This is a genomic window from Grimontia sp. NTOU-MAR1 (genome assembly GCF_035758505.1).
GTDB lineage: Bacteria > Pseudomonadota > Gammaproteobacteria > Enterobacterales > Vibrionaceae > Enterovibrio > Enterovibrio marinus.
Map to the genome: position 1 here is coordinate 1,362,287 of NZ_CP142109.1, position 24,232 is coordinate 1,386,518.

The following is a 24,232-nucleotide window of genomic DNA, read 5'->3' on the forward strand; positions in this document are numbered from 1 at the left end:
TGCCCCATTTAGAGGAACTACGATGCGCTAACCCATAAATTCAACATATTAAATACTTACAGTAAATTCATATATATAAGTGAAGAAAAGCTTTGCGAAACCCGTAGCTTCTGATAATGATCTCGTTAATCGACATTCACGGATGAATTTCAATGATCGAATGGCATGTAAACGCGCTTTGGCACCACACCGATTCCTGCCGTCGATTTGGCGTTGAAATCGGGAATAGAATGACCGTATTCCGTCTGAAAGACGGTACCTTATTGGTCCATAACCCTTCAGAACTCACAGCAAATATTAGAGAGCATCTAACTAAACTGGGTACCGTTAGTTGCGTCACCACAGCAAACCAGCGCTTACACCAATCATTGTCAGACTGGTGGTTATCCTTTCCTGAAGCTTTTTTCTTTTCAGCGCCCGGACTCGCAGCTAAACGCACCGATCTTGGCTTTGATGGTGTATTGAATTCAACGACCTCCCCCCTCTGGCGCGGGCAACTTTACCAAACCGTAATACGTGGTAATGATTCGCTGGAGGAAGTTGTTTTTTGCGATCCAGTCAGCCGGACGCTGATATTAGGAGAAAGCCTTTGGCTGCTGAGTGAAGGCGCGCTCTTTAAGCAATTAGCCGGACGCTTGTTGGGATGCGGTAAGGATGCGAATGTCCCTTTGCTTTATCAACTGCAGGTCAAAGAGCTCAAATTACTCAGGCAATCGCTTCAGGAAATTCTAACCTGGCCTTTTGATCACATACTGCCAGTTCATGGTGATCCGATCCTTTTTGATGGAAAGAAAAAACTCGCCGCAGCTTATCTTTGGGCGTTCCACAGCGATAACAATTTATAGCCCTTTCAAAATGAAGCGTCATACCCAAACAATCTGAAGATGCAGGATTCAGCTAGGTTGACTGGCGTTTTGATCGCGGCGTTCCTTTGCAGGTGTAATCACCTCCATCAAAAAAGAACAACAAAGAGCACTGCGTCAATCAACTCACCCGAAGGGTGGATCTCGATACGCCCACTTCATCGTTAAATTCCGCGGAAATAGAGCAACTATTACTCGTGAAATTTGCCTCGAATTGAACGCATTGATGATCTCTGAATGCGAGCATCTTCAGATAGTTTGGGTATATAATGGCGGCACTCTAATAGTTATGGCTAGTTTTTCACGCAATGAAGCAAAACATTCTCACCTTTTTTAAAGGAATGGCGATGGGCGCGGCAGACGTCGTCCCAGGAGTATCCGGCGGCACCATCGCATTCATCACTGGAATTTATGACACGCTTCTTGAAAGCATCCGACGCATCAACCCATCTATTTTCTCACTATGGCGCAAAGACGGGTTTGCAGCAGTATGGCAACACGTCAATGGCACCTTCCTAGCATCCCTACTTACAGGTATTCTGACTGCGATTCTCACGCTAGCAAAAGCAGTCTCTTACACCTTGGAAAACCACCCTATCGTTATCTGGTCGTTTTTCTTTGGTTTAATCATCGCTTCAGCGATTCATATGATTAAGCAGGTAGAAAAATGGTCTGTGGTTGAAATCGTGCTGGCGATCGCCGGCGCAGTGTTTGCCTACGCCATTACTGTTGCCAATCCTATCAGCATGGAGTTCAACATGCTGACTGTGTTTATTGCCGGCTCAATAGCTATTTGTGCCATGATTCTTCCCGGCATTTCAGGCAGCTTTATTCTACTTCTGCTCGGCATGTATGCGCCGGTACTAGACGCAGTAAAAAGCTTGAATATACCTATTCTTGCTCTATTCGCTACGGGCTGTTTGGCGGGTATTCTGTCTTTCTCCCATATTCTCTCTTGGTTATTGAACAAATACCGTAGCTTTACCATTGCTTTCTTGACGGGCCTTTTGATTGGAGCATTAGGTAAGGTATGGCCCTGGAAAGAGGCGATCAGTTTCCGCTTGAACTCTTCGGGAGAACAAATGCCTTTGGTTGAAAAAGTCTTGTCGCCGGGCACTTTTGAAGCAGCAACAGGCCAACCTGCACTTTTGGGCACAGCAATCATTATGATGGTTGTTGGTTTTGCACTAGTGATCGGTTTGGAAAAAGTATCGGCAAAGCTGGGAGGGTAATTTCAGCAAAGATCAACAGACCCTAAACAAAGGCCTCTATAATGAGGTCTTTTGTTGTTATTCAACTTATTAACCTCGAACGATTCCTTTCATTTCAAGAGGTTTCTCACATCCTTTACACGTATGAAATGTTAACCTCCTCACTCTTTGTTTTGGTCATAGCTCTTTTATGAATGTTAGTGGTAGTGGACACCGACGTGGCGTCGAATTAATGGCTCTTGGAATTATTGTTGCTTTCGGTTATTTCTTTGCCGATCAAACTGTTTTTGATGAACCAGCAACTGTCACGCCTACGCTAGCGCCGACCTGCACCCTTAGTTCCACACCCTGCTTGTTTAACAACGCCAAAGTCTCCATGGCGTCCAACACCGCAGCGCCTCTAATTCCTACAAAAGTCAGCGTTGAGGTCACCGGCGCAACACCCAATTATTTGATGATTGAACTACAAGGTGTTGAAATGAACATGGGAACATACAAAATCAAACTCTCATCGGTAGGAGACAATTTATACCAAGGAGAGTTAATGCTGCCGATTTGCATGGAAGATGAAATGACGTGGCGAGGCGCTATCAAAAGCTCCGATGACTCTATCTCATTACCGATTGACGTAAGGATGGCTCGATGAAAATAAAAGTTCTGGTCGTTGTCGCGGCGCTATTGGCTGGTTTTGGTGCTCGATACCTCGTAGATCAAAATGATAAGCCCGCTGCCACACCATCAGAAATTGGCTTGCTTCAAAGCGGTACTGAAACGATCAATTTATTTGATAATAATGATAGTCGGATCCGCGTGGTTTACTTTGGTTACACACATTGCCCAGACGTCTGTCCTACCTCCCTCGCTATCATGTCAGCCGCACTGAAATCTCTACCGGAAGAAAATCTGGAAGACGTAAGGCCTATATTTATTACCTTGGATCCTGAGCGAGACAATGGCGAAGCCGCCCAACAGTATGCGGGATATTTCCATCCAAATATTGAAGGCGCAAGTGGCTCCAAAGAGAAGACAGATGCCTTAGCTCGAAAATATGGTGTGCTTTATCAAATTACCCAATTGGAAGACTCGGCGATGGAATATGCTGTCGACCACAGTTCTTATTTCTATTTCCTCAATCCAAATGGGGAGCTACTTGAAAAAGTACCCCACACTTTGAACCCAAACATGGTGTCAGACGCAATTCTTCGCCTCACTGCCCAAACTCAATAGAAAGTAACCAAATGCTTGGTGAAGACTGATCCCTTTCTATAAACAGGAGTTTTAAATGAACTTTCGCACCTCTTTGATTGCCGCAGCTTTCAGTGCTGTATCTTTCTCATCTTTTGCAGCAGTTGAAGTTTCAAAACCCTATGCACGCGCTACGCCACCACATGCCCCAAACAGTGCCGCCTTTATGATGCTAAAAAACAGTGGTGATGAATCAGTATCACTAGTAAAAGCAGCAACGCCAGTAGCAAAGAAAGTTGAACTTCATACGCACACGATGGATGGTGGTATGATGAAAATGCGGCAGGTGGAAAACATCGAAATTCCTGCCAACGGAATGAGCGAACTAAAACCAGGAGGCCTACACATTATGCTATTTGGTTTACAAAACCCGCTCAAAGAGGGTGAGACACTGACGTTGACCCTATCCTTTTCAGACGGCACTAAAGTCACTAAGAACATTCCCGTTAAAAAGGTCATGACAGGCTCACAAATGAAACACAAGCACTGATACGGACATTAATTTGCCAAAGTTCTAAACTATTATGCTGATGACATGCTTAGTTTTTTAAGCTGTATCAACATTGAGGCGGATTAGCCAGCGCCTAAGCTGCAGAATAGTAAAACGCAGTCTATTGTTATACTGCAGCCAGTTGTTTGTATAACAGGTAAATATAAAGCAGTAAGGCAACCCAACAAAAACGAAGAGGTTTTTACTATGAAAATTCGTCTCCTAGCAGTAGCAGCAATCGCTTCCAGTGCATTACTGGCTGGTTGTTCAAGCAATAAAGCTCTTGAACAAAGCGTCGCTGATCTGTCGTCTAAGGTAGATTCTCTGTCTAACCAAGTTTCAGCTCTACAAGGCGATGTAGCAGACGTGGCAGCGGCATCAGCGCTTGCTTATGATGAAGCGGCTCGTGCTAACGAGCGCATTGACAACATGGCGCAGTCTTACAGCAAGTAATAACTACGCTATAATATCCCCTTATAATTCTGCGGCTCCTTCGGGAGCCGCTTTGTTTTGAGCAAAAGCGTTTCCTACTTCAATCGGCACACCAGATTGAACCGCCAGAGCCGCACGGTAACGACTAAAATTCATTTGATTTGATTTCAGCCAATGTGCAATAAGCGGATCAGGCTGAGTCAACACTCGTTTTCCCACTTCGGATTCGTCAATGGACAGTGGTCGATGCACTTCAACGAATACTGAACCATCGGGTTCATAGGTGGTTTTTACTGGCTCGTTGATAATTCGAACTTTTTCGCCCAGCGCAACTTTGTCAAATAGCCAGACAATATCGTCCGGTCTCATACGAATACAACCCGCACTAACACGAAGCCCAATACCAAAGTCTTTATTAGTACCATGGATAAGATACGAGCCTGTTCCATAAGCTAATCTCAGCGCGTGTGTCCCTAATGGGTTTTCGGGGCCAGCAGGCACGACATCCGGCAATACTATGTTTCTTTCTTCCAAATACTCTTTTCGAAGACTCGCAGGCGGTGTCCAGGTTGGGTTTTCGCGTTTCTGACTAATTTTGGTTTTCATGATTGGCGTTTCACGACCGACGCTGCCGATGCCAATCGGAAAAATATGAACTTTTTGGTTTTCAGGATCAAAATAATAAAGGCGCAGTTCCGCCAGGTTGATAACAATGCCATCGTAATCAACGTCAGGAAGGATGAGTTGTTGAGGAATAGTCACGAAAGTCCCAGGTTTTGGCAGGTAAGGATCGACACCTGGGTTTGCAGACATTAGGGCTAAAAAACCCACGTTATATTGTTTTGCGATCAGTTCCAGGTGTTCACCCGGCTTAATGATATGGACAGGATTATCCCCTATCAATCGTGTTTGGGCTTCTGGCCAGACATAATCATTCGCCATCGATAACGTGGGCACAAGGCTGGCGAATAGCATTGGGATAAGTTTACGCGCGAATTTCATCTCGCTTTTTCTCTCGTATTTGGGGTTCTTACAATCTACTTAAAAGATAACATGAGATAAGACCTTTGCTCCCTGCTATGCCTTTCATTACTCCCGATTATTCGTGATTTTTTCTCATGGCCGACACATAAAGAGAAAGAGCGCTTTTCGGCGCTCTTTCTACTCAATTCATTGACTGCTCAACCAATGTTCAGAAGAACATGCGCAGCCCAAAAGAGCCTTCGAACTTGAATGCTGCATCTTCTTGCCAATACCAAGCCGTACCGGCTTCACCGTACAATTCTATATTTCCATGCCCCATTGGAACAGTAATCCCCAAACCTGCACGTGGCCCCCATTCGTGGTGCTTATCGTCAATCCACTGTGCGCCCGTATAAGCATACATTGGCGAAAACTCAGGGCGAGCTAACCAATTCCCAAGGTTCCACAAGCCATCTAAAGCTACACCGGTTTCTTCAACACCGAGAGAAATACGGAGGTTGTTCTGTTCTATGGTGACACCGGACATAGGGGTGCCAATGAATACGCCCGCAGAAAATCCTTGTGCAGACGCAGGCAATGCGGTAGCAGCAAGTGCGAACATCAAAAAAATACGTTTCATTAAAAATCTATTCTCGAAATTCAGTTTGGAAACTGGCTATTAAACAACCAACTAATTACCAACAGGTTACTTGCAATCACTCTACCCATCATCTGTTAGAACTACCATACTTTAACAACGTTTTTCATAAAAACCTAAACTCCTGAAAGAATTTTAACGTTATATAGGTCTGATAAGTCAGTGAAGTGACGTGCCTTCGCACAGTTTGATAAACGGAGTAACCTGATGCTGATCCGAGTGCCAAAGAAATCAGAAATAAAAGAAAACGAGCTCACCCCGGAAAGTGTTTACAAGTCCCGTCGTGAAATTCTGAAAAAACTCGGAGTCGTGACAGCAAGCCTCCCCTTCGCCGCCCAATCTCAGGCCAATATTTTTGGTATTTTCGGTGGTAAAGATGACAAAGCAGTTGATGGCACAACGTTTGTCAGATCGCCGCTGGTTGCAGAGAAAACACCTTATGGCAAAGGGCTCGAAACAACGCCTGAGTCAAAAGTGCTGACCTATAACAACTTCTATGAATTTGGCACAGGAAAAGGCGATCCTGTCGAAAATAGTCAGAATTTCGTGGTTAATCCATGGACACTAGTAGTCGATGGCTTAGTAAACAAACCAATGAAGCTGAGCTATGACGATCTACTCAAAAAGTTCCCTCTCGAAGACCGCTTCTATCGTATGCGCTGTGTTGAGGCCTGGTCCATGAACATTCCTTGGGTAGGTTTCTCCCTCGCTGCACTCTTGAAAGAAGCGGATCCTATGGGCAGCGCAAAATACGTGGCGTTCGAGACCCTTTACGACCCCAAACAAATGCCAGGACAACGTTCCCAGTTTGTCGGTGGTGGTATTGATTATCCCTACGTAGAAGGTTTACGTCTGGATGAGGCTATGAACCCGTTAACCTTGCTTAGCGTTGGTTTATTTGGTCAAACACTCGCCCCACAAAATGGTGCACCAGTGAGATTGGTTGTGCCTTGGAAATACGGTTTCAAAAGCATTAAGTCCGTTGTGAAAATTCACCTGTTGGAAGCGCAGCCTGCAACGACCTGGAATTTGCTGGCGCCACACGAATATGGCTTCTATGCCAATGTGAACCCGCAAGTTGACCACCCTCGCTGGAGCCAGGCTTCTGAGCGGTTTATTGGTGAAGGCTCCATTTTCAGCTCACGTCGTCAACCGACGGCAATGTTTAATGGCTATCTGGAAGAAGTGGCGCACCTTTACACGGATATGAATCTTAAGGTGAATTATTAATGCGTTTAACGCCAAACCACATCACGGTAATTAAAGTTCTGGTTCATCTTGTCAGCCTCAGCTTTGCAGCTAATTTGGTGAACTTGGTTTTGTCTGGCCGGTTTGGTGCAGATCCAGTGGATGGCATCACCCATTACACAGGTTTAGCCGCGCTGAATACTTTGGCGATTACCATGCTTATCAGCCCCATCGCTCGCTTTTCCAAGAATGGTTTGCTTGTACGTTGCCGCCGTCTGATAGGACTTTATGCATTCTTTTGGGCAACATTACATATGCTAACCTTTTTCGCACTGGATCTGACTTTTAACTTCTCTTTACTCTGGACCGAAATCCTGTCGCGCCCTTATCTGACCTTTGGCGCAATCAGTTGGTTAATCCTGTTCGCATTGACAATAACATCAACTGCAAAAATACAACGTCGTATGGGCGCGAAATGGCAGCAATTGCATAACTTAGTTTATGTGGCTCTGATCATTGCTCCAGTTCATTTCTATTGGTCATCAAAATCAGAACTTATTGAACCGTCAATTTACATACTTTTGGCGCTGACGCTGTTAGCGATTCGGTGGAAAACCCTCAAAAGAATCGTTGTGAGACCAGTATTTAAGAGGACATAGCCTCACTTTTGAACGGCCCAGCACAAATAGCGCATCCAGATATAGCAAATTTCAAATTTTTGCCATACTTTAAGAAACCATAACGCAACCCTATGTTGTCATGTTGATTTTTGGAGTAGGCGTTTTTGCTGGACGAACTCATTTCGCAGAGCCTGAGAGATTTCCAATCTGACTGTGTCAGTTTCTGCGAACATCATTATCCGACGATTCACAACCGTGGAATGAAAGAGAGCCATTTAGGCAAAGCCTTGGCGCGTCGTTTAGTACACTCTTATGACAACCTTAATATTGATGCACAATATACGCAGCTCGATGAAACTCCGACTCTTAAACACCCAGCCTTTCACATTGAAAGCCCCGACCACCAAATCTACATTGTCGCGCATCGCCTAATTAGTGCGAATATCGCCTGCCGCAAAGGTCTTGTGAAAGATACCCAATGGACGCTGGAACACTTGGATACAGAAAGCGACAAAGAAAAACGACTCATCATCGTTGCTGATCATTGGGTCGACCGCTCCAGCGCAAGTCAATCTGTGCCGAGTTGGTGGCTTGGCCATCAACCCATCCATAAAGAAGAATATGCCGCGCAGGGGATCCGGTTAGTAGACGCAGATCGCAGCCTTTCGGAAGATATTACGCAAGAATGCAGCCTAAACGACGGGAGATATCGGATATTCCATCCTCTTTTCCGTCAACGCGATGGATTGCCCCTGTTCAAGTACATGCTACTCACCGCCGCCTACACGCTGTAATCGATCCACCCCGAACGGAATCTCATGACCACAGAAGTTCACGCCAACGACGAGATGCTGCGCGACGCACCATTGTTACGTCTATTTTTACGCTACTCCTTGCCAACTATCACCGCCATGCTGGTGACCGGAATCTATGTTGCAGTTGATGGCATGTTTATCGGTCATTTTGTAGGCGAAAAGGGTTTGGCGGCAATCATGCTTGCGTACCCCATTGGCTCTGTGCTTTACGCACTCGGGAACTTGGTTGGAATGGGCGCAGCATCTCTCGTTTCTATCAACCTTGGACAAGGCAAGCCTAAACTTGCCCAACATATCGTTGGTAACACGCTGTCTTTGTCACTTATCTTCAGCGTTTTGATCTCTATTGTTGGCATTACCTATTCAGAAAATGTCATTCTGGCATTGGGTGCTGAAGGCAGAGTTGCTGACATGGCAGTCACTTATCTTCGATGGTATTTCGGAATGGGTGTGTTCGCGCTGGTTTCGATGGCGTTCTCGATTTTGTTGAGAAATGATGGCGAGCCAAACCGCGTAACCTTCATTATGATCCTGGGCGGCGTGTTGAATATCTTCCTCGATTGGGTCTTTATCGTCTTAATCCCATGGGAATTGAAAGGAGCGGCTATTGCCACCATGCTCTCGCAAGCAGTGACCGCAGTGCTTTGTTTACACCACTTTTTCAAACCAACCACCAGGCTGCATTTCACGTTAACTTCTATTGTAATCAGAGTCAAAACCGTCGTGGATATTTTCCAACTCGGCATTCCAGGATTTCTGATTTATTTATACCTCTCTGTGGTTCTCACCTTCCACAATATGGCGTTTCTTGCCTCAGGGGCCCCCATCAACGTCGCAGCCTATGCGGTTGTCAGTTACACAGAAGCATTTTTCTATTTGGCTTTTGAAGGTATCGCTCTTGGCATGCAGCCCATCACCAGTTTTAATCTGGGTGCAGGAAAGATTGAACGCGTCAAAACAAGCAGGAATATCGCTTTTAGTGCGACGATGATTGTTGCTGCCTTAGGCTTATTTATCGTTTATGGATTCCCTGAAACGATTATCTACGCTTTTGCTGGCGACAGGCCAGACTTAGCGTACGTCACAAAAGAAGGTATGCACCTCTATTTCTGGGGGTTGCCGATGGAAGGCTTGCTTCTAGTCGGCGCAATTTATTTTCAGTCTATTAACCAAGCGAACATTGCCAATTGGTTAACGGGCGGTAAACTGGTCATTATTGCTGCTATGTTGTATTCCCTAACGAAACTATTTGGCACAACAGGTACTTGGGTTTCTCTAGCTTGCACAAGCACCCTGCTCAATATCTGGATGTTTTGGAAGTTGTATCAAACAAGATTTGTTACGGTGTCATAATAAAACCAACCAAAAAGGGGCAAGGATGCTCGAAAAAGTCATTAGCATACTGTTTCCGGTGTTTGCCGTCGTCGCTGCTGGTTTTTTCGTTGGAAAAGCATTCAAGCCTGATATGCGCCACATCAACCGAATCAATATTGATTTAATGGTGCCTTGCCTCGTATTCACTACTCTTTCTGTTATGCCAATGGGCGGTCAGCAAAACTCACTCATTGTGGCGGCAGTGCTCGCTGTTCTGTTGCCCGGTGTGTTGATGTTTGGTATTGGCAAAGCGTTATCTCTGCCATTCAAAACTTGGGGCCCGCCTCAAATGTTCCGCAATAGCGGTAACTTGGCAATACCTCTCTTTGGCTATGCATTTGGTGTGAGCGCTGAAGCTCCAGCGGTCTTGCTATTCGTCGTATCAGTAATACTTCACATAACTGTGGGTATGGCTTTACTCAGCAACAGTGAATATCGTTTAAACAACGTCCTGAGAATGCCGTTGCTCTGGGCCGCCATCCTGGCTTTGATTTTCAACTTCAATGGCTGGAATGTATGGAATCCACTCAATGAAGGCATGAAGCTCGTCGGCAACGCTGCCGTCCCAGTCATGCTTATTTCACTTGGTGTACAACTCACGGCTATAAAATGGTCAGGGATTGGCGTCGGGATTCTGAGCACAGTGTTGAGCTTGATGACTGGCGCGGCCAGCTTTGCAGTGATCTACTTCTTTATCCCTCTTCCTTCGGAACACATGCGAATGATGCTTTTGTTTGCCATGCTGCCTCCAGCAGTCATGAATTTTCTGTATGCCGAACGCTTCAAAGTTGGAGCTGATGAGGTCGCGTCAATGGTACTCTTCGGAAATGGCTTTACCGTATTAACGCTACCTTTACTTCTTATCGCAGCCTTTGCATGGCTATGAAAAATTAGAAAGATGGCTTCTTCCACACAGATTTAAAGTCAAACCAGCCCACACGGTTTGAAGCTACATCTTCCAGTTCCTGTCCATCTACAACTCCCTGCCAGATATGGAAAAGTGGCACAATCTGTGAAGATTCAACCAGCAAACGTCCTACCGATTCTGCATTGAAGGTTTCGCTTTTCCGAGCGCGCCATTCATCCATTTTCTCAACCAAAACCTCAAATTCTTTCTCTGGCATTGCTGATGAAATGTGTTCAAAATTCATCAACCAAGGCAGAATTGCATCATGCTTCTTGCTGCCCAAGCTCATTCCACACAGCCAGATATCCACTTTTTTAGGATGAGTAGGCAGCATCATTTCTTCGTATGGCACAGTTTGAATCTCTAACTCCACGCCATCTTCTCCCAACATTTCTTTTAGTGCGACAGCAAGAATCGGAAAGAGTGGATTATCGGCTTGATGAACCAGCCTCAGTTTTGATTTTGAAGGGGGTAATACATCTTGTCTCGCTGTTTTGGTATGTATCCATCCAGGAATCAAACCATAGGCATTAGTCAGACGGTATTCGCCAATCCCTCTTTCAGCCAAATGAGGTAACAAGAAAAGAGAAGATACGCGCTGACTTAGGTAGTCGGCCCAACGCTTATCTTTTGCTATACCCGTTTTTCTGTTCAACAAGAGGTAGTCGCAACCTTCGTCTATTTGCAACCGTTCATTAGCTGCGCTATGGAGCGCACCTTGTCGAGAGTCCAACGCGGTAGGGTCTAATGAGGCAGTGGGCTGTAGATAACACATTGCCGCGCTATCCAACACCCATATCTCAATTTCGTCGGTTAGTGCGCGGAACCCAAAATACTGATCATGCGCCTTCAACACCAAGTGACGTCTGTTGTTTTCGACGATTCGATAAGGGCCCGTTCCTATAGGGAAGGCGTCGGCATCTTTATTTTTTGCAGCCTTGTGAGATTGAATGGACGCCATAGGAACAGCCAAGGTTTCTGCAAGCCTCACATCTGGTCGGCTCAAAAAGAAATCCACGACATTTTCTGCTGGTGCTTCTATGTGCTTAATATGCGAAAAGTAAGGGCTACCGGACATGGCATTGATTGACCAAATCACATCTTCTGCACTCAATAACGTTCCATCATGAAATTTTACTGCAGGTCGCAAATAGAATCGCCAATGGATATCCGTGATTGATTCCCAGTGATGTGCTAAGTCTGCCTCGACTTTCTCGTTAGTTTCATTAAGTCGCGTCAATCCATTAAATATTTGAGTGATTAAGTGTTGCTCAGAACGACGTAACGGTTTAGCAGGATTAAGCAGGGGAAATGCACGATAGTAAGGAAGGCGGATGATCTGCTTACCTTCCTGTGTAGAAACACCTAACTGTTCCTGAATCAGTCTTGCCAGTTTGGCAGCGTCGTTGTCCAACTCTTCAAGCGCGGCATCCAATTTGCCCTCCTGAACCCACTTTCTAACACGACGCATTTGCAGATCGGAATCACTGCGGTGAAACGTCAGGCGACTCTGCTTTCCTCGGCCAACAGCAGGTTCCCAGCTCAACCAGCCCTGCTCCGACATCTTGTTCAATACCATTCTCGCGTTTCGGCGGGTGCAGCAAAAGATGTCCGCCATCGTCTCGAGATTGGTATCAGCGTCTTTTCCGTTGAAACGGTTATAAATCATTGAAAACTGTGTTTGAAGGCGTTGTCCAGACATAAAAAGGGGAACCTAAGAGGTCAGAAGTCAGGGAATCTATTTCCTATTTTATACCTAATATTATGATTCTTCAGCAATGGTTGACTGGCTAACTTATCGACAATCGGCTTGAGTATTTCCTCATTTTGTTGGTGTACCATTGTTATTTCACTGAACGGCGCTATTATCGAAGCACGATTGAAGATTGCCTTCACGCTGCCGAGAAATTGAAGTCTCGTGTATTCTAAGCTTCGGAGTTCTCATGAACGATTCCACTGTTCTTTCCCACTTCCATAAAAAGCAGGCTTGGATGGCAAGCCATGTTGAAAGTGCGCAATTCCCAACCGCTGCAAGTAAAGAAGGTTTGCGTTTGTACAAGGTGGCAGAGTTAGTACCAGCCTCAGTAGAACAGTTTTCTAGTGGTACCGAAGAAGGCTTTACATTCTATGAAGTCGACTGTCACCCACTGATGGTACGCTACGCCAAAATACTGGCTCAAAAATGGCCAGAGTCGGAGCGCGAAACTATGATGGAATATCTTTCTCAGATTTCCCTGACAGATTTGCCAACCCCTGACGGCATGCATGTTGGGCTTTATGTGGCGATGGAGCAAGGCACACCTGTAGCGACAGGAATGCTGCTAAGCTCAGAAGAATCTGATGGGAAGATTTTCGGTATTTATGATGTGTATGGCCTGAATAAAGACGCATCAAATGCCATCAAACAGCACCTTTTATGTCTCGCAGGTGATGGAAACGTCGTGAGCGAATAGCGCAAGGTTAACAAGTACCAGAAACACAAAAGCAGAGCTCAGGCCCTGCTTTTTCTTTTTTACGCTTTAGCGCTTTTAATTTTTGTTATCGACTTTAAAAAGTAAGGTCAATCAGACGGTAACGGACCGCTTATGAACGGCAAGCACGCTCTTTTTTAACAATAAAGAATGCTGCTACGATAAATGCGACGACCAGAATAGTTTCCACGTTTCTCTCCTAAAAGGTTTTGCTTTGCGTTTCGTAGCATTCAATCACTGCCGCCACGTCTTGCTTTTGCGAATTGCTGATTTTTTGTTCGGCGCGAATTATAACCAAATCTCGTTATCAGATCTCGAAAAATGTTAACTTTTTAGTCAAAAAATTCACCCCAACAATAGAATCCGTGAATTGCCTCCACGAACTCATATTCAGAGTAGAAGCATGTCGCAAATAATTCATTGATTTCAATCATTAAAAAGAAAGCCGCCCCATGTAGGGACGGCCTTCTATTCACCATGTAAATATGAAAGTTTTATTGAATTTGAGCACCGCCTTCAGCCCATTTACCAATCAATGCCCTTTCTTCCTGCGTCATTTGAGTAAGGTTACCTAAAGGCATGATATTTGTAGTCACTGTCTGAGCCACAATACGCGAAACTTCTAACTGCATTTGTTCTGGTGTGTCCAAAATTACCCCAGCGGGTGCCGTAGCAAAAGCTGGATGCGTAGGAGATTGCGAGTGACAAACCGTACAACGCTCCAAAATAATACCTTTTACCGACACAAACATTGTCGCTCCTTCATTACTAATAGGGGCAACGGCATCGTGAGAATGTGAACTGGCCGCACTCGGTGCATTTGATTGGGGTGCAGAGACAAATGCCAGGCACACCAAGCCCAACGCCGCTGTTGGAATGGTCCAAGCATATTTCTGGCTTCCGTGACGTGTATTAAAATAGTGTCGCACGAGTACGCTGATCACTGACAAGCCCGCCAAAATCGCCCAGTTGTATTCGTTACCGTAAGTGCTGGGGAAATGATTGCTAATCATGATGAACAGCACTGGTAATGTCAGGTAGTTATTGTGACGAGAGCGCAATAAACCTTTAGCCGGAAGTTCAGGATCCGGTTCTGTTCCCTCTTCGATTGCTTTAACCAGACCACGTTGGGCAGGCATGATAATGCGGAATACATTACCTACCATGATGGTACCGATGATTGCACCGACGTGGATGTAAGCGCCACGGCCACTGAACACCAGACTCAACGCCCAGGATGCAAACACAAGAAATACGAACAGTACGATACCCAATAACATGGGTTTCTTACCAAGTGCCGAGTCACACAGAAAATCATAAACAAACCAACCCGCTATCAGTGAACCAACACCGATCGCTACCGCTGTCATTGGTTCTATACCGGAGCCAGGTTTCACAAGATAAATATCTGCATTTGAATAGAAGACAATGGTCAGCAGTGCCACACCAGTAATCCAAGTGAAGTAAGCCTCCCACTTAAACCAGTGAAGGGTTTCTGGCATTTTGGGTGGTGCAAGTTTGTATTTTTCCAGGTGATAAATTCCACCACCGTGGATTGCCCATAAATCTCCGGACAGCCCTTCTTTTGGGTTTTCCCGGTTTAAGTTGTTTTCCAACCATACGAAATAGAAAGACGCACCAATCCACGCCACCCCGGTGATCATATGTACCCAGCGTACTGCCAGATTGAGCCATTCCGTGATATACGGATCCATAACAACCTCCTGTACGGACGCCGTCGCTAAACTTGTTTACTATCAAAAAGCTTACGTCGTCCCTTCCTGTTTTTCTCAGATATTGACAGTTGCTTTAACCAAGTCGACAAATCGCTTGCGTTAAAATGACAAAGCTATAAATTAGGTGCCAATATCACATGTGTCTGTTCTGAAAAGAAAAACTCGTCACAGTTATTTCCCGCACCTTCCCTGTCAACCACTAGAAACTGGTCGTTGGGAGTCAATGCAAGAACAGGATGATGCCAAACGCCTCTATGGTAATTCACTCCTTGGCTACCTTTTGCGTAGAAAGCGCGGATCGAATCAGGATCCGGCTCATTTCCCGGTGGTGCAACCACCACCAAGTAGTTATTACCCAGCAAAGGCATAAACGCCTGAGAACCCTTTGGGTGACGTTCCAACATCTTGATATTCAGAGGATACAAAAGTGGTGTTGCCTGAAAGATATTAATAATAACGCCGCTTCCGTCATCAACTTGGGTCGTTGCCAACTTGTGATAACGGCGTGTTGAGCCATTGTTAATCATGAAGTAATCGCGGTTCTGAGCTTCAATCACATCACCAAACGGCGCGAACGCTTCTTTCGTCAGCGGTTCTGGTTTTAATATCAATTCGGTAGCGGGCACTTTTTCCATATCCTTTGTCCTTTTCTGACTACAACGAGTTATCTGTTCAGCCAGATTTTCTGCCAAATAAGCGTACGCGGCTGATACCGCCGTCAGGGAAAATATTGACCCGGACGTGGGAGATCGCACCCAGCTTTTTGACTTGGTCAGCAAACTCATGGATGTTGTGCGCTGAAAGTTTCTGGCTTGGCAGAAGCTCACGCCAGAACAGGCTTTGCGTGGCAATTTGCTCATCAGTGCCACCCTCTACAAAAGCAGCCTGAATCGAAACACTATCAGGAAAGTTCCCTTTAAAGTGGGCTGTATCTATTACGATGCGGTCAACAGATCCTGCATGGCCAAGAGACAGAATAACCCAGTCGTTACCTGGCACCCGACGTCGCGCAGTTTCCCAGCCATCGCCCATGTTCACACCACGGCCTGGCATGATCAGATTGCTCATATGGCCGAAGTGCTGGTCGTTGCATGCAAGAGCGCGTCCGCCATTCTCTACTGCTGCTAAATCGAGCTCAGATTCCGGGTTCACCCTCTCCCAGTCAATTTCCGGGTGACCATAAACACGAAGCCTTGCTACGCCGCCGTCTGGGTAGATGTGAAAGCGAACATGGGTAAAAGCTTCATCTGAATAAATATCAGCATAGTGGTGACTGTCTCCCTGAAGATTCATAGAGGGCAGTAACTCTTCCCATTGCTGACTGTCGGTTGGTTCGCCATCGGGGCAGTAGCACCCCTCCAATGACGCTGAAGGTGGATAGTTTCCAGTGAAATGAGAGGTATCTATATCGACACCAATGATCTTGCCTGGCAAGCCGAGACGAATCACACTGTAGTCATGGCCTTCTTCGCGCTTACGGCGAGATTCCCAGCCATCCATCCACTTACCATTGTCATCGTAGACGTCTTCCTTCCACTCAGCTGGTGCATCGTCGACGAGGCGTTGTTTATCTGCAAAGAAGTCATCTGTCGCGTAGATTACCTCTGTGCCTAAGCGGCTGCTGGCGAGATTGATGAACTTGACGAAATCAGGACGATTATCCATTTCCATTGCTTCCTTTATCACATATATCTGAGACACCATGTCACCTAATGGTTCAGGTGTTGGTGGATACAAAAGGTCGCGTCTTTTTCCCTTTCACTGTGGCTGGAAGCATCGAATGCGCTTCCGGCGAGCTTCAATTTGCGAGACGCTGAATTCGCCGACAAACAGAAAAATAACCATCGCTTGTCGGCGGCCAGAGAGCTACAAATCACGTAGCCTGAACAATGCGATTTTGTTTATTTCTGCAATCGCAGTGTTGAATTCAGTTTTTACATCGTTTTCTAAGCGCTTTTCGAACGCTTCAAGGATCAAGTGCCGATTCGCTCCTTTTACTGCCATGATGAACGGGAATTGGAACTTAGCTTTGTAACGATCGTTAAAATCTGTAAAGCGGGCAAATTCTTCGGACGTACATTGATCAATGCCTGCGCTGGCCTGCTCTGAGGTCGACTCTGCCGTTAGCTCGCCTGCCTGCGCCGCTCTGCCTGCTAAATCAGGGTGAGCAAGGATGACCTGCATCTTTGACGCCTCTTCCGCATTGTTGAGTATATCGGCCATGCGAGAGTGCAGAACATCCTGCTCATCAAAATCACCACCCAGTCCCGAACCATAGGCCTGCTCTGCGACCCACGCGCTGTGCTCGTATACACCGCCAAACGTTTCAACAAACTGTTGTTTGGTTTGCTCACTGGGCCGACAGGTTGAAAATCTCGCCATTACTATGCCTACTCCTTAGTCATGTTCGGATGTGGGTGATGCTTATGCCAATGCTTGGCGATATCAACACGACGGGTTATCCATACCCTGTCATGCTGCTTCACATATTCTATAAAGCGTTTCAACGCTGCTAGCCTTCCGGGCCTGCCGACCAAACGGCAATGCAAACCGATGGACAGCATTTTCGGCGCGTCCATACCTTCTTCATAGAGAACATCAAAACTGTCTTTCAGGTACTGAAAGAACTGTTCTCCCGAATTAAACCCCTGAACAGTAGAAAAACGCATGTCATTAGCATCCAATGAATAAGGGATCACTAACTGTGGTTTTCCAGGTGCCGTTCCATCTTCGTGCCAGTATGGAAGATCATCGTCATAGGCATCAGAGTCATAGAGAAAGCCGCCCTCTTCAGCTACCAATCTACGTGTATTAGGGCTGGTTCTACCGGTGTACCATCCCAATGGACGCTCACCAGTGACTTCCTTTATCGCCGCGATGGCTTTTTGCATATCTTCACGTTCATCTTCTTCACGCACATATTGATAGTCGATCCAACGATAACCGTGGCTACAGATCTCATGACCCTCTTCTGCCATAGCCTGAATCGCCTCTGGATACCTTTCCGCTGCCATGCCAACGGCAAACACAGTCAGTGGAATCTCATGTTGCCGGAACAATCTCAATGTGCGCCAAATACCTGCACGTGTACCGTACTCGTAAATCGATTCCATGCTTATGTGTCTTACACCAGCTAATGGTTGTGCCGATGGGATCTCAGATAAGAAAGCTTCTGACTCCCTGTCTCCATGCAATACACAACGCTCGCCACCCTCTTCAAAATTCAATACGAACGAAACCGCAATCCGAGCCTCTCCCGGCCATCTTGGGTGAGGAGGATGAGCACCATAACCTTTCAAATCCCTAGGATAATCACTACTCATCGCGCCATTTCCTGTTGTTAAAACCTTGTATCAAAAGTATCCCGCTCCGCCATGTTTATTTCTAAATCTCTACGGGGCATTAAAGATGTAAATGCTCCTTGATCCCGACAAGCTCTTTTTTAGTATTACATTTTGTATACAATTTACAAGGACAAGTTAACAAAATGTTGCCGCCTTCATATTTCCGAAAATTCAATCAGACTTAGATTTATAGCAAATTTCGACGCTAACCCCTTTAAGTTAAGGCTTTCTTTCTAAATTCTCACTATTGATACTTCACGTTTATCACTCTTTACAAGAATTAAGTATTGTGTACATTTTAAGTTTATAGATGTGCACACAGAATAAAATGTATCGGATTACACCTGCTAGAGAAGCTCTCATATACAGGTGAATATCCAGTAGGTACAGGCAACAACAAAGCAATAACCCATAGAGCATAAGGACAGAGGTAAATGGGAAGACTAACCACACATGTGCTCGACACTGCCAAAGGCCAACCTGGGGCAGGTATAGAAGTATTACTATATAGGATTGAGGAAAGCACCCTTCACCATGTCATTACCATGACCACCAATCATGATGGGCGAACCAATGAGCCGTTATTGGAAGGGGCAGACTTCCAGTGTGGCAAATACCAGTTGCAGTTCAATACTGCAGATTACTTTAAAAAAAGTGGGATGACGCTCAGTGACATTCCTTTCCTAGACGATGTCGTGATCCGATTTGGCATCGACGATGAAAACGCGCACTACCACGTCCCTTTATTAGTATCACCCTTCAGTTTTTCGACTTATAGAGGCAGTTAGCTAATGTAGAGCGAAAAGCAGAGTTCTAATTTCTGGGTTTCGCACCCCAGAAACAATGCGATAAGGAAAACTCGCAGTAACTCCTAGACCGACAGGAATAACACAATGGATAAGCAAAACACTGTTGAACAGCCAATAGGAAAGAGTGGCTTTCTTGAACGCTACTTTAAATTGAGCCAACACGGAACATCCGTTAAGAATGAGCTCATCGGCGGGATCACTACTTTTGCCACTATGGCTTATATCATTTTCGTGAACCCCAATATTATGTCAGCGTCCGGTATGGATCCTGGCGCACTTTTTGTTGCAACTTGTATTGGTGCAGCAATCGGCACTCTGACGATGGGCCTGTTTGCTAATTGGCCAGTCGGCCTTGCACCTGGCATGGGCCTGAATGCTTTCTTCGCCTTTACAGTGGTTGGGGAAATGGGATACAGCTGGCAGGTTGCTCTCGGTGCGGTTTTCATATCCGGCGTCATTTTTGTGGGGCTGAGTGTTTCCCGTGTTAGAGAGTGGATCATTAACAGCATACCTTCCTCATTGCGTTATGCGATGACAGCGGGTGTTGGATTGTTTCTCGGCATTATCGGCCTCAAGAGTGCGGGGATCGTCGTAGGTAGCCCCGCCACTTTGGTAACGTTGGGCGACTTTACTCAGCCCACGGCGATTCTTGCTGCGGCATGTTTCTTCATCATTTCCGTACTGGCCGTTAAACAAGTTTTTGGCGCCGTTCTCATTGGTATTTTCAGCACAACCTTGATAGGTTTAGGCCTTGGGTTGTTTGAATACGGTGGCATCTTTTCTGCGCCACCAAGCATTGCCCCCACCTTTATGGCAATGGATATTGCTGGCGCACTGAATGTAGGAATGATCAGCATTATTCTCGCCTTCCTGTTTGTGAACATGTTTGACACCGCCGGCACACTGATGGGTGTGGCTGAACGCGCAAACCTCATTAACAAAGAGACTGGAAAGATCGATGGGCTCCCAAAAGCACTCAAAGCAGACAGTATGTCGAGCGTTATCGGTGCATGTTTCGGTTGTCCACCCGTTACAAGCTACGTGGAAAGTGCCTCCGGTGTATCGGCAGGGGCAAGGACTGGTCTGTCTGCTATCGTGGTTGGTCTTCTGTTTCTAGCCGCTATTTTCCTTTCGCCACTGGCAGGAATGATCCCAGCATACGCCACAGCAGGTGCGCTTATTTACGTCGCTTTCCTGATGATGAGTAGTATTCAACACGTGAACTGGGATGATTTTACTGATTCCGTTCCAGCCGCAGTTACCGCTTTGATGATGCCGCTGACCTTCTCCATCTCAAACGGTATCGCTCTCGGCTTTATCACTTACACCGTACTCAAGGCGGGTACCGGAAAGTTCTCAGATATTTCGATTGCAATGTATGCATTGAGCATCCTCTTTGTGTTCAAACTGATCATTCTTGGATAACGAACAAAGGGGCCCAAAGAGGCCCCTAATTTTTTGTTTTTCGTTTCAAAAGGACCAATGACGTCCCAAGGGGTAATTCGATATTCACCACGAACGCTGCCGCATAAAAAAGGAACGCGGCAGCTTAAAGGAAGAAGTTATGAAACTGCTCTATGAATTAAACGATAAACCACCTGCAGGCTCCACAGTCCTGCTAGCCATACAACACATGCTTGCCTCAATCGGCGGTATTATTGCTGTACCACTCATTGTTGGCACTGCCATTGGCCTACCAACCGGTGACGTTGTCACTCTAATTAATGCAGCACTATTCATCTCCGGTGCTTTTACCATCATACAGTGTATTGGCGTGGGCCCTGTTGGTATCAGGCTGCCAGTAGTCATGGGTTCCAGCTTTGCATTTCTCGGGATAGCTATCGGCATAGGTAAGGCTGACGGTGTTTCCGGAATTATGGGCGCTGCACTGGTTGGCGCGTGCATGGTGATTGTCTCCGCCTTTTTTATGGAGCAAATCCGTAAGCTGTTTCCACCTGTTGTCAGTGGGGTTGTGGTTACACTTATCGGTTTAACCATTCTCCCCGTTGCGATGAACTGGATTGGCGATGCACCAGCAGGTAGCGAGCAATTTGCGACATTACCTAAACTATTCCTTGCTGCTATTTCGCTTCTGGTAGTCCTACTGGTTGCAACATACGCAAAAGGCTCAGTAGCAGCATCAGCGATTGTCATTGGTTTAGCCGGCGGATACTTGGTAGCACTAAGTATGGGTATGGTCGATATGAAGCAAATCAGTGAGGCGAGTTGGTTTGCCACACCGGAACCCTTTAAGTTTGGGCTAAGCTTCTCATGGCCTGCTATCGTGAGTATGTGTCTTGCCTACATTGTTGTCATTGCTGAAGCGACGGGCGATTTCTTGGCACTTGCCAGTAACTGCCATCGTACAATCTCAGGTAAAGATCTCAAACGCGGCCTTTTGGGCGATGGTATTGGCAGCGCCGTCGGTTCATTCTTTGGCGCCATGCCGTTAGCTTCATTTAGCCAGAATGTTGGCATCGTCGGCATCACGGGTGTAGCAAGCCGTTACGTAGTAGGCACCGCAGGTGCGCTATTGATTCTTGCTGGACTCTTCCCGAAATTTGGAGCGCTTGCGGTTACTGTGCCAAAACCTGTACTAGGTGGCGTCGGTTTCATCATGTTCGGGATGATTGCTTATGCAGGTATTCGTATGTTGGTGAAAGCGGCTGACACACGCCGTAATGCACTCGTAATTTGTGTTTCTCTGGCGGCAGGACTTGCTGTAACCATCAAGCCCTCCCTTTTGCAACACCTGCATCATGATATTGCTCAGCTTCTTCATTCAGGTATTACCACGGGTACGATCGTCGCAGTTGTCCTGAACTTGGTTCTTCCAAAATCGAAAGAAGATGTCCATGCTGAAAAACAGGCAGAAGAAGAAGAAATGAACAGCGATCATTCGATCCCGCTCAGTGAAGACACTGCGGAGCCTGCGATGACCAGCAATTCTTCTCAGAGTGATACGTCAACAGATCAAACCTCTAAATCGACTTAAAGTCCCTCAGCGCCAGCCCCGAGTTTTTTAAAAGCTCGGGGCTGTTTATTTTCCAGCAAAGGATGCAGACACATGGCAACAACCTGGATTAAAAATCCGCTCGCGATATGGACAGGAACCAATGATGACGCCACTGGCGGTATTGTTGTTCAAGGAAACACCATAATAGAAGTGGTCGCCAAGGGCGCTGCTCCCACACAACCTTTCGACCATACCCTGGATGCTTCAGAGCATGTCGTTTTACCGGGCTTGATTAATGCACATCACCACTTTTATCAAACACTCACCCGTGCATACCCGGATGCATTGGATAAAGAACTCTTCCATTGGCTGAAAGCGCTTTACCCTGTATGGGCAGGTCTCGATGAAGAGATGATGCAGCTCGGTACAGAACTCGCGAGCGCTGAACTGCTGCTCTCCGGCTGCACAACTGCTTCTGACCATCACTATTTGATCCCAGTTGGCTTAGAACACGCGATTGACATTCAGGTTGAAGCAACAAGAAAGCTCGGTTTACGTACTGTACTTACCCGCGGTTCGATGAGCCTTGGTGAAGATCAGGGCGGATTACCGCCAAGACATACGATTCAGTCCGAGAAAACCATCATAGATGACAGTATTCGGCTCATTCGCGAGTATCATCAACCCGAGTTTGGTGGCATGACTCAAATCGCTCTTGCTCCTTGTTCTCCGTTTTCTGTCACCACAGAGTTGATGAGAGAAACCGCCCACGTCGCCAAGCAATATAATGTGATGCTACATACCCATCTTTGCGAAACCATTGATGAAGAGAACTTCTGTCTTGAGCGTTTTGGTTATCGCCCTGTGGATTATCTCGAAGAAGTCGGTTGGCTGCATGATAGAACTTGGCTCGCGCACGGTATCCACTTCAACGACGAAGAAATTCGTAGACTTGGACAATCTGGCATTGGAATTTGTCACTGCCCAAGCTCCAATATGATGTTGGCTTCGGGTATTTGCCGTAACCTAGAGCTTGAGGAAGCCGGCGCCTCAGTGGGACTTGGAGTGGATGGCTCAGCATCCAATGATGGTTCCAATCTGGTGAATGAACTACGAATGGCTACCTACATTCAACGCCTGAGGTATGGTTCCGCCAAAGTCAGTCACTTTGATGCCTTCCGCTGGGCGACGCAGGGCTCTGCGAGAAATATCGGTCGAAAAGACATCGGTACGCTGGATAAAGGCATGTTGGCCGATATTACTATGTTCAAGCTGGATGAAATTCAGTTCTCTGGCAGCCACGATCCTCTGGCTGCGCTAGTACTTTGCGGACACTATCGTGCAGACCGCGTCATGGTTAATGGTGATTGGCGCGTAGTTGATGGCGAATTGGTCGATGTTGATAAGCAAGAGTTGATGGTAAGACACCGTGCAGCTGCAAGAAGGCTGGCGGATAAAGCTCAACAACTAAGGCGCTAAAAAGCGCCTTATTTTTTTGTCTTTGCCATGCTAATTATGAGCGCGCTTAACCGATTTCTTACCGCTCAAGCTTTGCGCGTTGATCTCTTTACCGGTGACATAGTTGAACGACGAAACCACAAGCGCGTAAACAACATCGACTTCAGTTTGAGTAGAAGGTGTGTAAATCATGACGAAACCCTCCCAACCCAAACGTTTAGATGACCAAGGATGAAAGGTTGCCCAGTTGTTTTTCACCGCTTCTTTGGCTAACTCTGGTGGTAGTGAGGCATGAAGACTGCCGTCGGGGTGTAAATGCGCGAATTCTCTGCCACCGACAATGGCCTGAGGATTCGCAAGCGGAATTCCGTCGCGAACCCAGAAGCCTTCTGCACCAGGAAGAGAAAGTATTGAGCTTTGCAAAGATACATCTGGGATCTTTGCCACCTTACTTCTGAGTTCAGCAATCAGGCTTGCATCTGTTTTTACATTCAACTGCACATGAGGAACGCTCTCCGTCGTATCTGGAATAGCCGTAGTTCTTAGAGGAAGGCTTTCAGGTGCACCAGCATTGGCTTTAAAGGCCACCGTAAATATCCATCCACAAAGCCAAAGCATACTTTTCAGTCTATCCATCTTCATATCCCTTTGTTGATCCAACTCAGCCTGTCGTACGCCAACAATGTACATCA

General features: G+C 46.3%; 25 protein-coding genes. 16 read left to right on the forward strand and 9 right to left on the reverse strand.

What is annotated here, in order from left to right:
* Positions 1–152: 152 nt before the first annotated feature.
* The 6 genes from VP504_RS24230 to VP504_RS24255 all read left to right on the forward strand — a co-directional run bounded on the left by VP504_RS24230 (position 153) and on the right by VP504_RS24255 (position 4,262).
* Positions 153–845, forward strand: a complete 693-nt coding sequence (locus tag VP504_RS24230) for a methanol oxidase (RefSeq protein ID WP_325894578.1) — start codon at positions 153–155, stop codon at positions 843–845.
* A gap of 326 nt (positions 846–1,171) precedes the next feature.
* On the forward strand, positions 1,172–2,095 hold the full coding sequence (locus VP504_RS24235) for a DUF368 domain-containing protein (protein WP_325894579.1): 924 nt from the start codon (positions 1,172–1,174) through the stop codon (positions 2,093–2,095).
* A 211-nt stretch (positions 2,096–2,306) separates the two neighbouring features.
* Positions 2,307–2,720 carry a hypothetical protein gene (locus tag VP504_RS24240; protein ID WP_325894580.1) on the forward strand — a complete coding sequence of 138 codons (414 nt, stop codon included), beginning with the start codon at positions 2,307–2,309 and terminating at the stop codon, positions 2,718–2,720.
* Positions 2,717–3,301, forward strand: a complete 585-nt coding sequence (locus VP504_RS24245; RefSeq protein ID WP_325894581.1) for an SCO family protein — start codon at positions 2,717–2,719, stop codon at positions 3,299–3,301. The genes VP504_RS24240 and VP504_RS24245 overlap by 4 nt, the downstream gene beginning before the upstream one ends.
* Positions 3,302–3,356: 55 nt before the next feature.
* Complete coding sequence (locus tag VP504_RS24250) at positions 3,357–3,809, forward strand: copper chaperone PCu(A)C (protein ID WP_325894582.1); 453 nt, start codon at positions 3,357–3,359, stop codon at positions 3,807–3,809.
* Positions 3,810–4,016: 207 nt separating this feature from the next.
* Positions 4,017–4,262: an Lpp/OprI family alanine-zipper lipoprotein gene (locus VP504_RS24255; RefSeq protein WP_062708088.1), complete on the forward strand. Its 246-nt coding sequence runs from the start codon at positions 4,017–4,019 to the stop codon at positions 4,260–4,262.
* Positions 4,263–4,283: 21 nt separating this feature from the next.
* On the opposite strand, the gene VP504_RS24260 is transcribed toward VP504_RS24255, so the two are convergent.
* Both VP504_RS24260 and VP504_RS24265 read right to left on the reverse strand, forming a co-directional pair.
* Positions 4,284–5,216: a L,D-transpeptidase family protein gene (locus VP504_RS24260; protein WP_442788936.1), complete on the reverse strand. Its 933-nt coding sequence runs from the start codon at positions 5,214–5,216 to the stop codon at positions 4,284–4,286.
* A 217-nt stretch (positions 5,217–5,433) separates the two neighbouring features.
* The gene (locus tag VP504_RS24265) at positions 5,434–5,844 is read right to left on the reverse strand and encodes a hypothetical protein (RefSeq protein ID WP_325894584.1); all 411 of its coding nucleotides are present in this window, start codon (positions 5,842–5,844) and stop codon (positions 5,434–5,436) included.
* Positions 5,845–6,069: 225 nt separating this feature from the next.
* On the opposite strand from VP504_RS24265, the gene msrP reads away from it, so the two are divergent.
* The 5 genes from msrP to VP504_RS24290 all read left to right on the forward strand — a co-directional run bounded on the left by msrP (position 6,070) and on the right by VP504_RS24290 (position 10,745).
* Positions 6,070–7,092, forward strand: coding sequence for a protein-methionine-sulfoxide reductase catalytic subunit MsrP (gene msrP / locus VP504_RS24270; RefSeq protein ID WP_325894585.1), 1,023 nt, complete (start codon positions 6,070–6,072; stop codon positions 7,090–7,092).
* Positions 7,092–7,709, forward strand: coding sequence for a protein-methionine-sulfoxide reductase heme-binding subunit MsrQ (msrQ, locus tag VP504_RS24275; protein ID WP_325894586.1), 618 nt, complete (start codon positions 7,092–7,094; stop codon positions 7,707–7,709). The genes msrP and msrQ overlap by 1 nt, the downstream gene beginning before the upstream one ends.
* 125 nt (positions 7,710–7,834) lie before the next feature.
* Complete coding sequence (locus tag VP504_RS24280; protein ID WP_325894587.1) at positions 7,835–8,464, forward strand: hypothetical protein; 630 nt, start codon at positions 7,835–7,837, stop codon at positions 8,462–8,464.
* A 24-nt stretch (positions 8,465–8,488) separates the two neighbouring features.
* A complete protein-coding gene (locus tag VP504_RS24285) occupies positions 8,489–9,838 on the forward strand; it encodes an MATE family efflux transporter (protein WP_325894588.1) in 1,350 nt (449 codons plus the stop codon).
* Between the two features lie 25 nt (positions 9,839–9,863).
* Positions 9,864–10,745, forward strand: coding sequence for an AEC family transporter (locus VP504_RS24290; RefSeq protein ID WP_325894589.1), 882 nt, complete (start codon positions 9,864–9,866; stop codon positions 10,743–10,745).
* A gap of 4 nt (positions 10,746–10,749) precedes the next feature.
* On the opposite strand, the gene VP504_RS24295 is transcribed toward VP504_RS24290, so the two are convergent.
* Positions 10,750–12,468: an SgrR family transcriptional regulator gene (locus VP504_RS24295; protein WP_325894590.1), complete on the reverse strand. Its 1,719-nt coding sequence runs from the start codon at positions 12,466–12,468 to the stop codon at positions 10,750–10,752.
* A gap of 241 nt (positions 12,469–12,709) precedes the next feature.
* On the opposite strand from VP504_RS24295, the gene VP504_RS24300 reads away from it, so the two are divergent.
* Positions 12,710–13,219 (forward strand): hypothetical protein, encoded by a 510-nt coding sequence (locus VP504_RS24300; RefSeq protein WP_325894591.1) that lies wholly within the window; start codon positions 12,710–12,712, stop codon positions 13,217–13,219.
* A gap of 512 nt (positions 13,220–13,731) precedes the next feature.
* Here VP504_RS24300 and VP504_RS24305 read toward each other — a convergent pair.
* From VP504_RS24305 to puuE, 5 genes are all read right to left on the reverse strand, one after another.
* Positions 13,732–14,952 (reverse strand): urate hydroxylase PuuD, encoded by a 1,221-nt coding sequence (locus tag VP504_RS24305; protein ID WP_325894592.1) that lies wholly within the window; start codon positions 14,950–14,952, stop codon positions 13,732–13,734.
* Between the two features lie 134 nt (positions 14,953–15,086).
* Positions 15,087–15,608 (reverse strand): ureidoglycolate lyase, encoded by a 522-nt coding sequence (locus tag VP504_RS24310; RefSeq protein WP_325894593.1) that lies wholly within the window; start codon positions 15,606–15,608, stop codon positions 15,087–15,089.
* Between the two features lie 37 nt (positions 15,609–15,645).
* The gene (alc, locus tag VP504_RS24315; protein WP_325894594.1) at positions 15,646–16,638 is read right to left on the reverse strand and encodes an allantoicase; all 993 of its coding nucleotides are present in this window, start codon (positions 16,636–16,638) and stop codon (positions 15,646–15,648) included.
* A gap of 201 nt (positions 16,639–16,839) precedes the next feature.
* Positions 16,840–17,355, reverse strand: coding sequence for a 2-oxo-4-hydroxy-4-carboxy-5-ureidoimidazoline decarboxylase (uraD, locus tag VP504_RS24320; RefSeq protein ID WP_325894595.1), 516 nt, complete (start codon positions 17,353–17,355; stop codon positions 16,840–16,842).
* 8 nt (positions 17,356–17,363) lie between these two features.
* Positions 17,364–18,296, reverse strand: a complete 933-nt coding sequence (gene puuE / locus VP504_RS24325; RefSeq protein WP_062707989.1) for an allantoinase PuuE — start codon at positions 18,294–18,296, stop codon at positions 17,364–17,366.
* A gap of 455 nt (positions 18,297–18,751) precedes the next feature.
* Here puuE and uraH point away from each other — a divergent pair, with 455 nt between their 5' ends.
* The 4 genes from uraH (at position 18,752) to VP504_RS24345 (ending at position 23,561) form a co-directional block, all read left to right on the forward strand.
* Positions 18,752–19,105, forward strand: a complete 354-nt coding sequence (gene uraH, locus VP504_RS24330) for a hydroxyisourate hydrolase (RefSeq protein WP_325894596.1) — start codon at positions 18,752–18,754, stop codon at positions 19,103–19,105.
* A 105-nt stretch (positions 19,106–19,210) separates the two neighbouring features.
* Positions 19,211–20,551 (forward strand): NCS2 family permease, encoded by a 1,341-nt coding sequence (locus VP504_RS24335; RefSeq protein ID WP_325894597.1) that lies wholly within the window; start codon positions 19,211–19,213, stop codon positions 20,549–20,551.
* Positions 20,552–20,690: 139 nt separating this feature from the next.
* Positions 20,691–22,121, forward strand: a complete 1,431-nt coding sequence (locus tag VP504_RS24340) for a nucleobase:cation symporter-2 family protein (RefSeq protein WP_325894598.1) — start codon at positions 20,691–20,693, stop codon at positions 22,119–22,121.
* Between the two features lie 72 nt (positions 22,122–22,193).
* Complete coding sequence (locus tag VP504_RS24345) at positions 22,194–23,561, forward strand: 8-oxoguanine deaminase (protein WP_325894599.1); 1,368 nt, start codon at positions 22,194–22,196, stop codon at positions 23,559–23,561.
* Between the two features lie 30 nt (positions 23,562–23,591).
* On the opposite strand, the gene VP504_RS24350 is transcribed toward VP504_RS24345, so the two are convergent.
* Entirely contained in the window at positions 23,592–24,176 is a 585-nt protein-coding gene (locus VP504_RS24350; RefSeq protein ID WP_325894600.1) for a luciferase domain-containing protein, read from the reverse strand.
* Positions 24,177–24,232 lie beyond the last annotated feature (56 nt).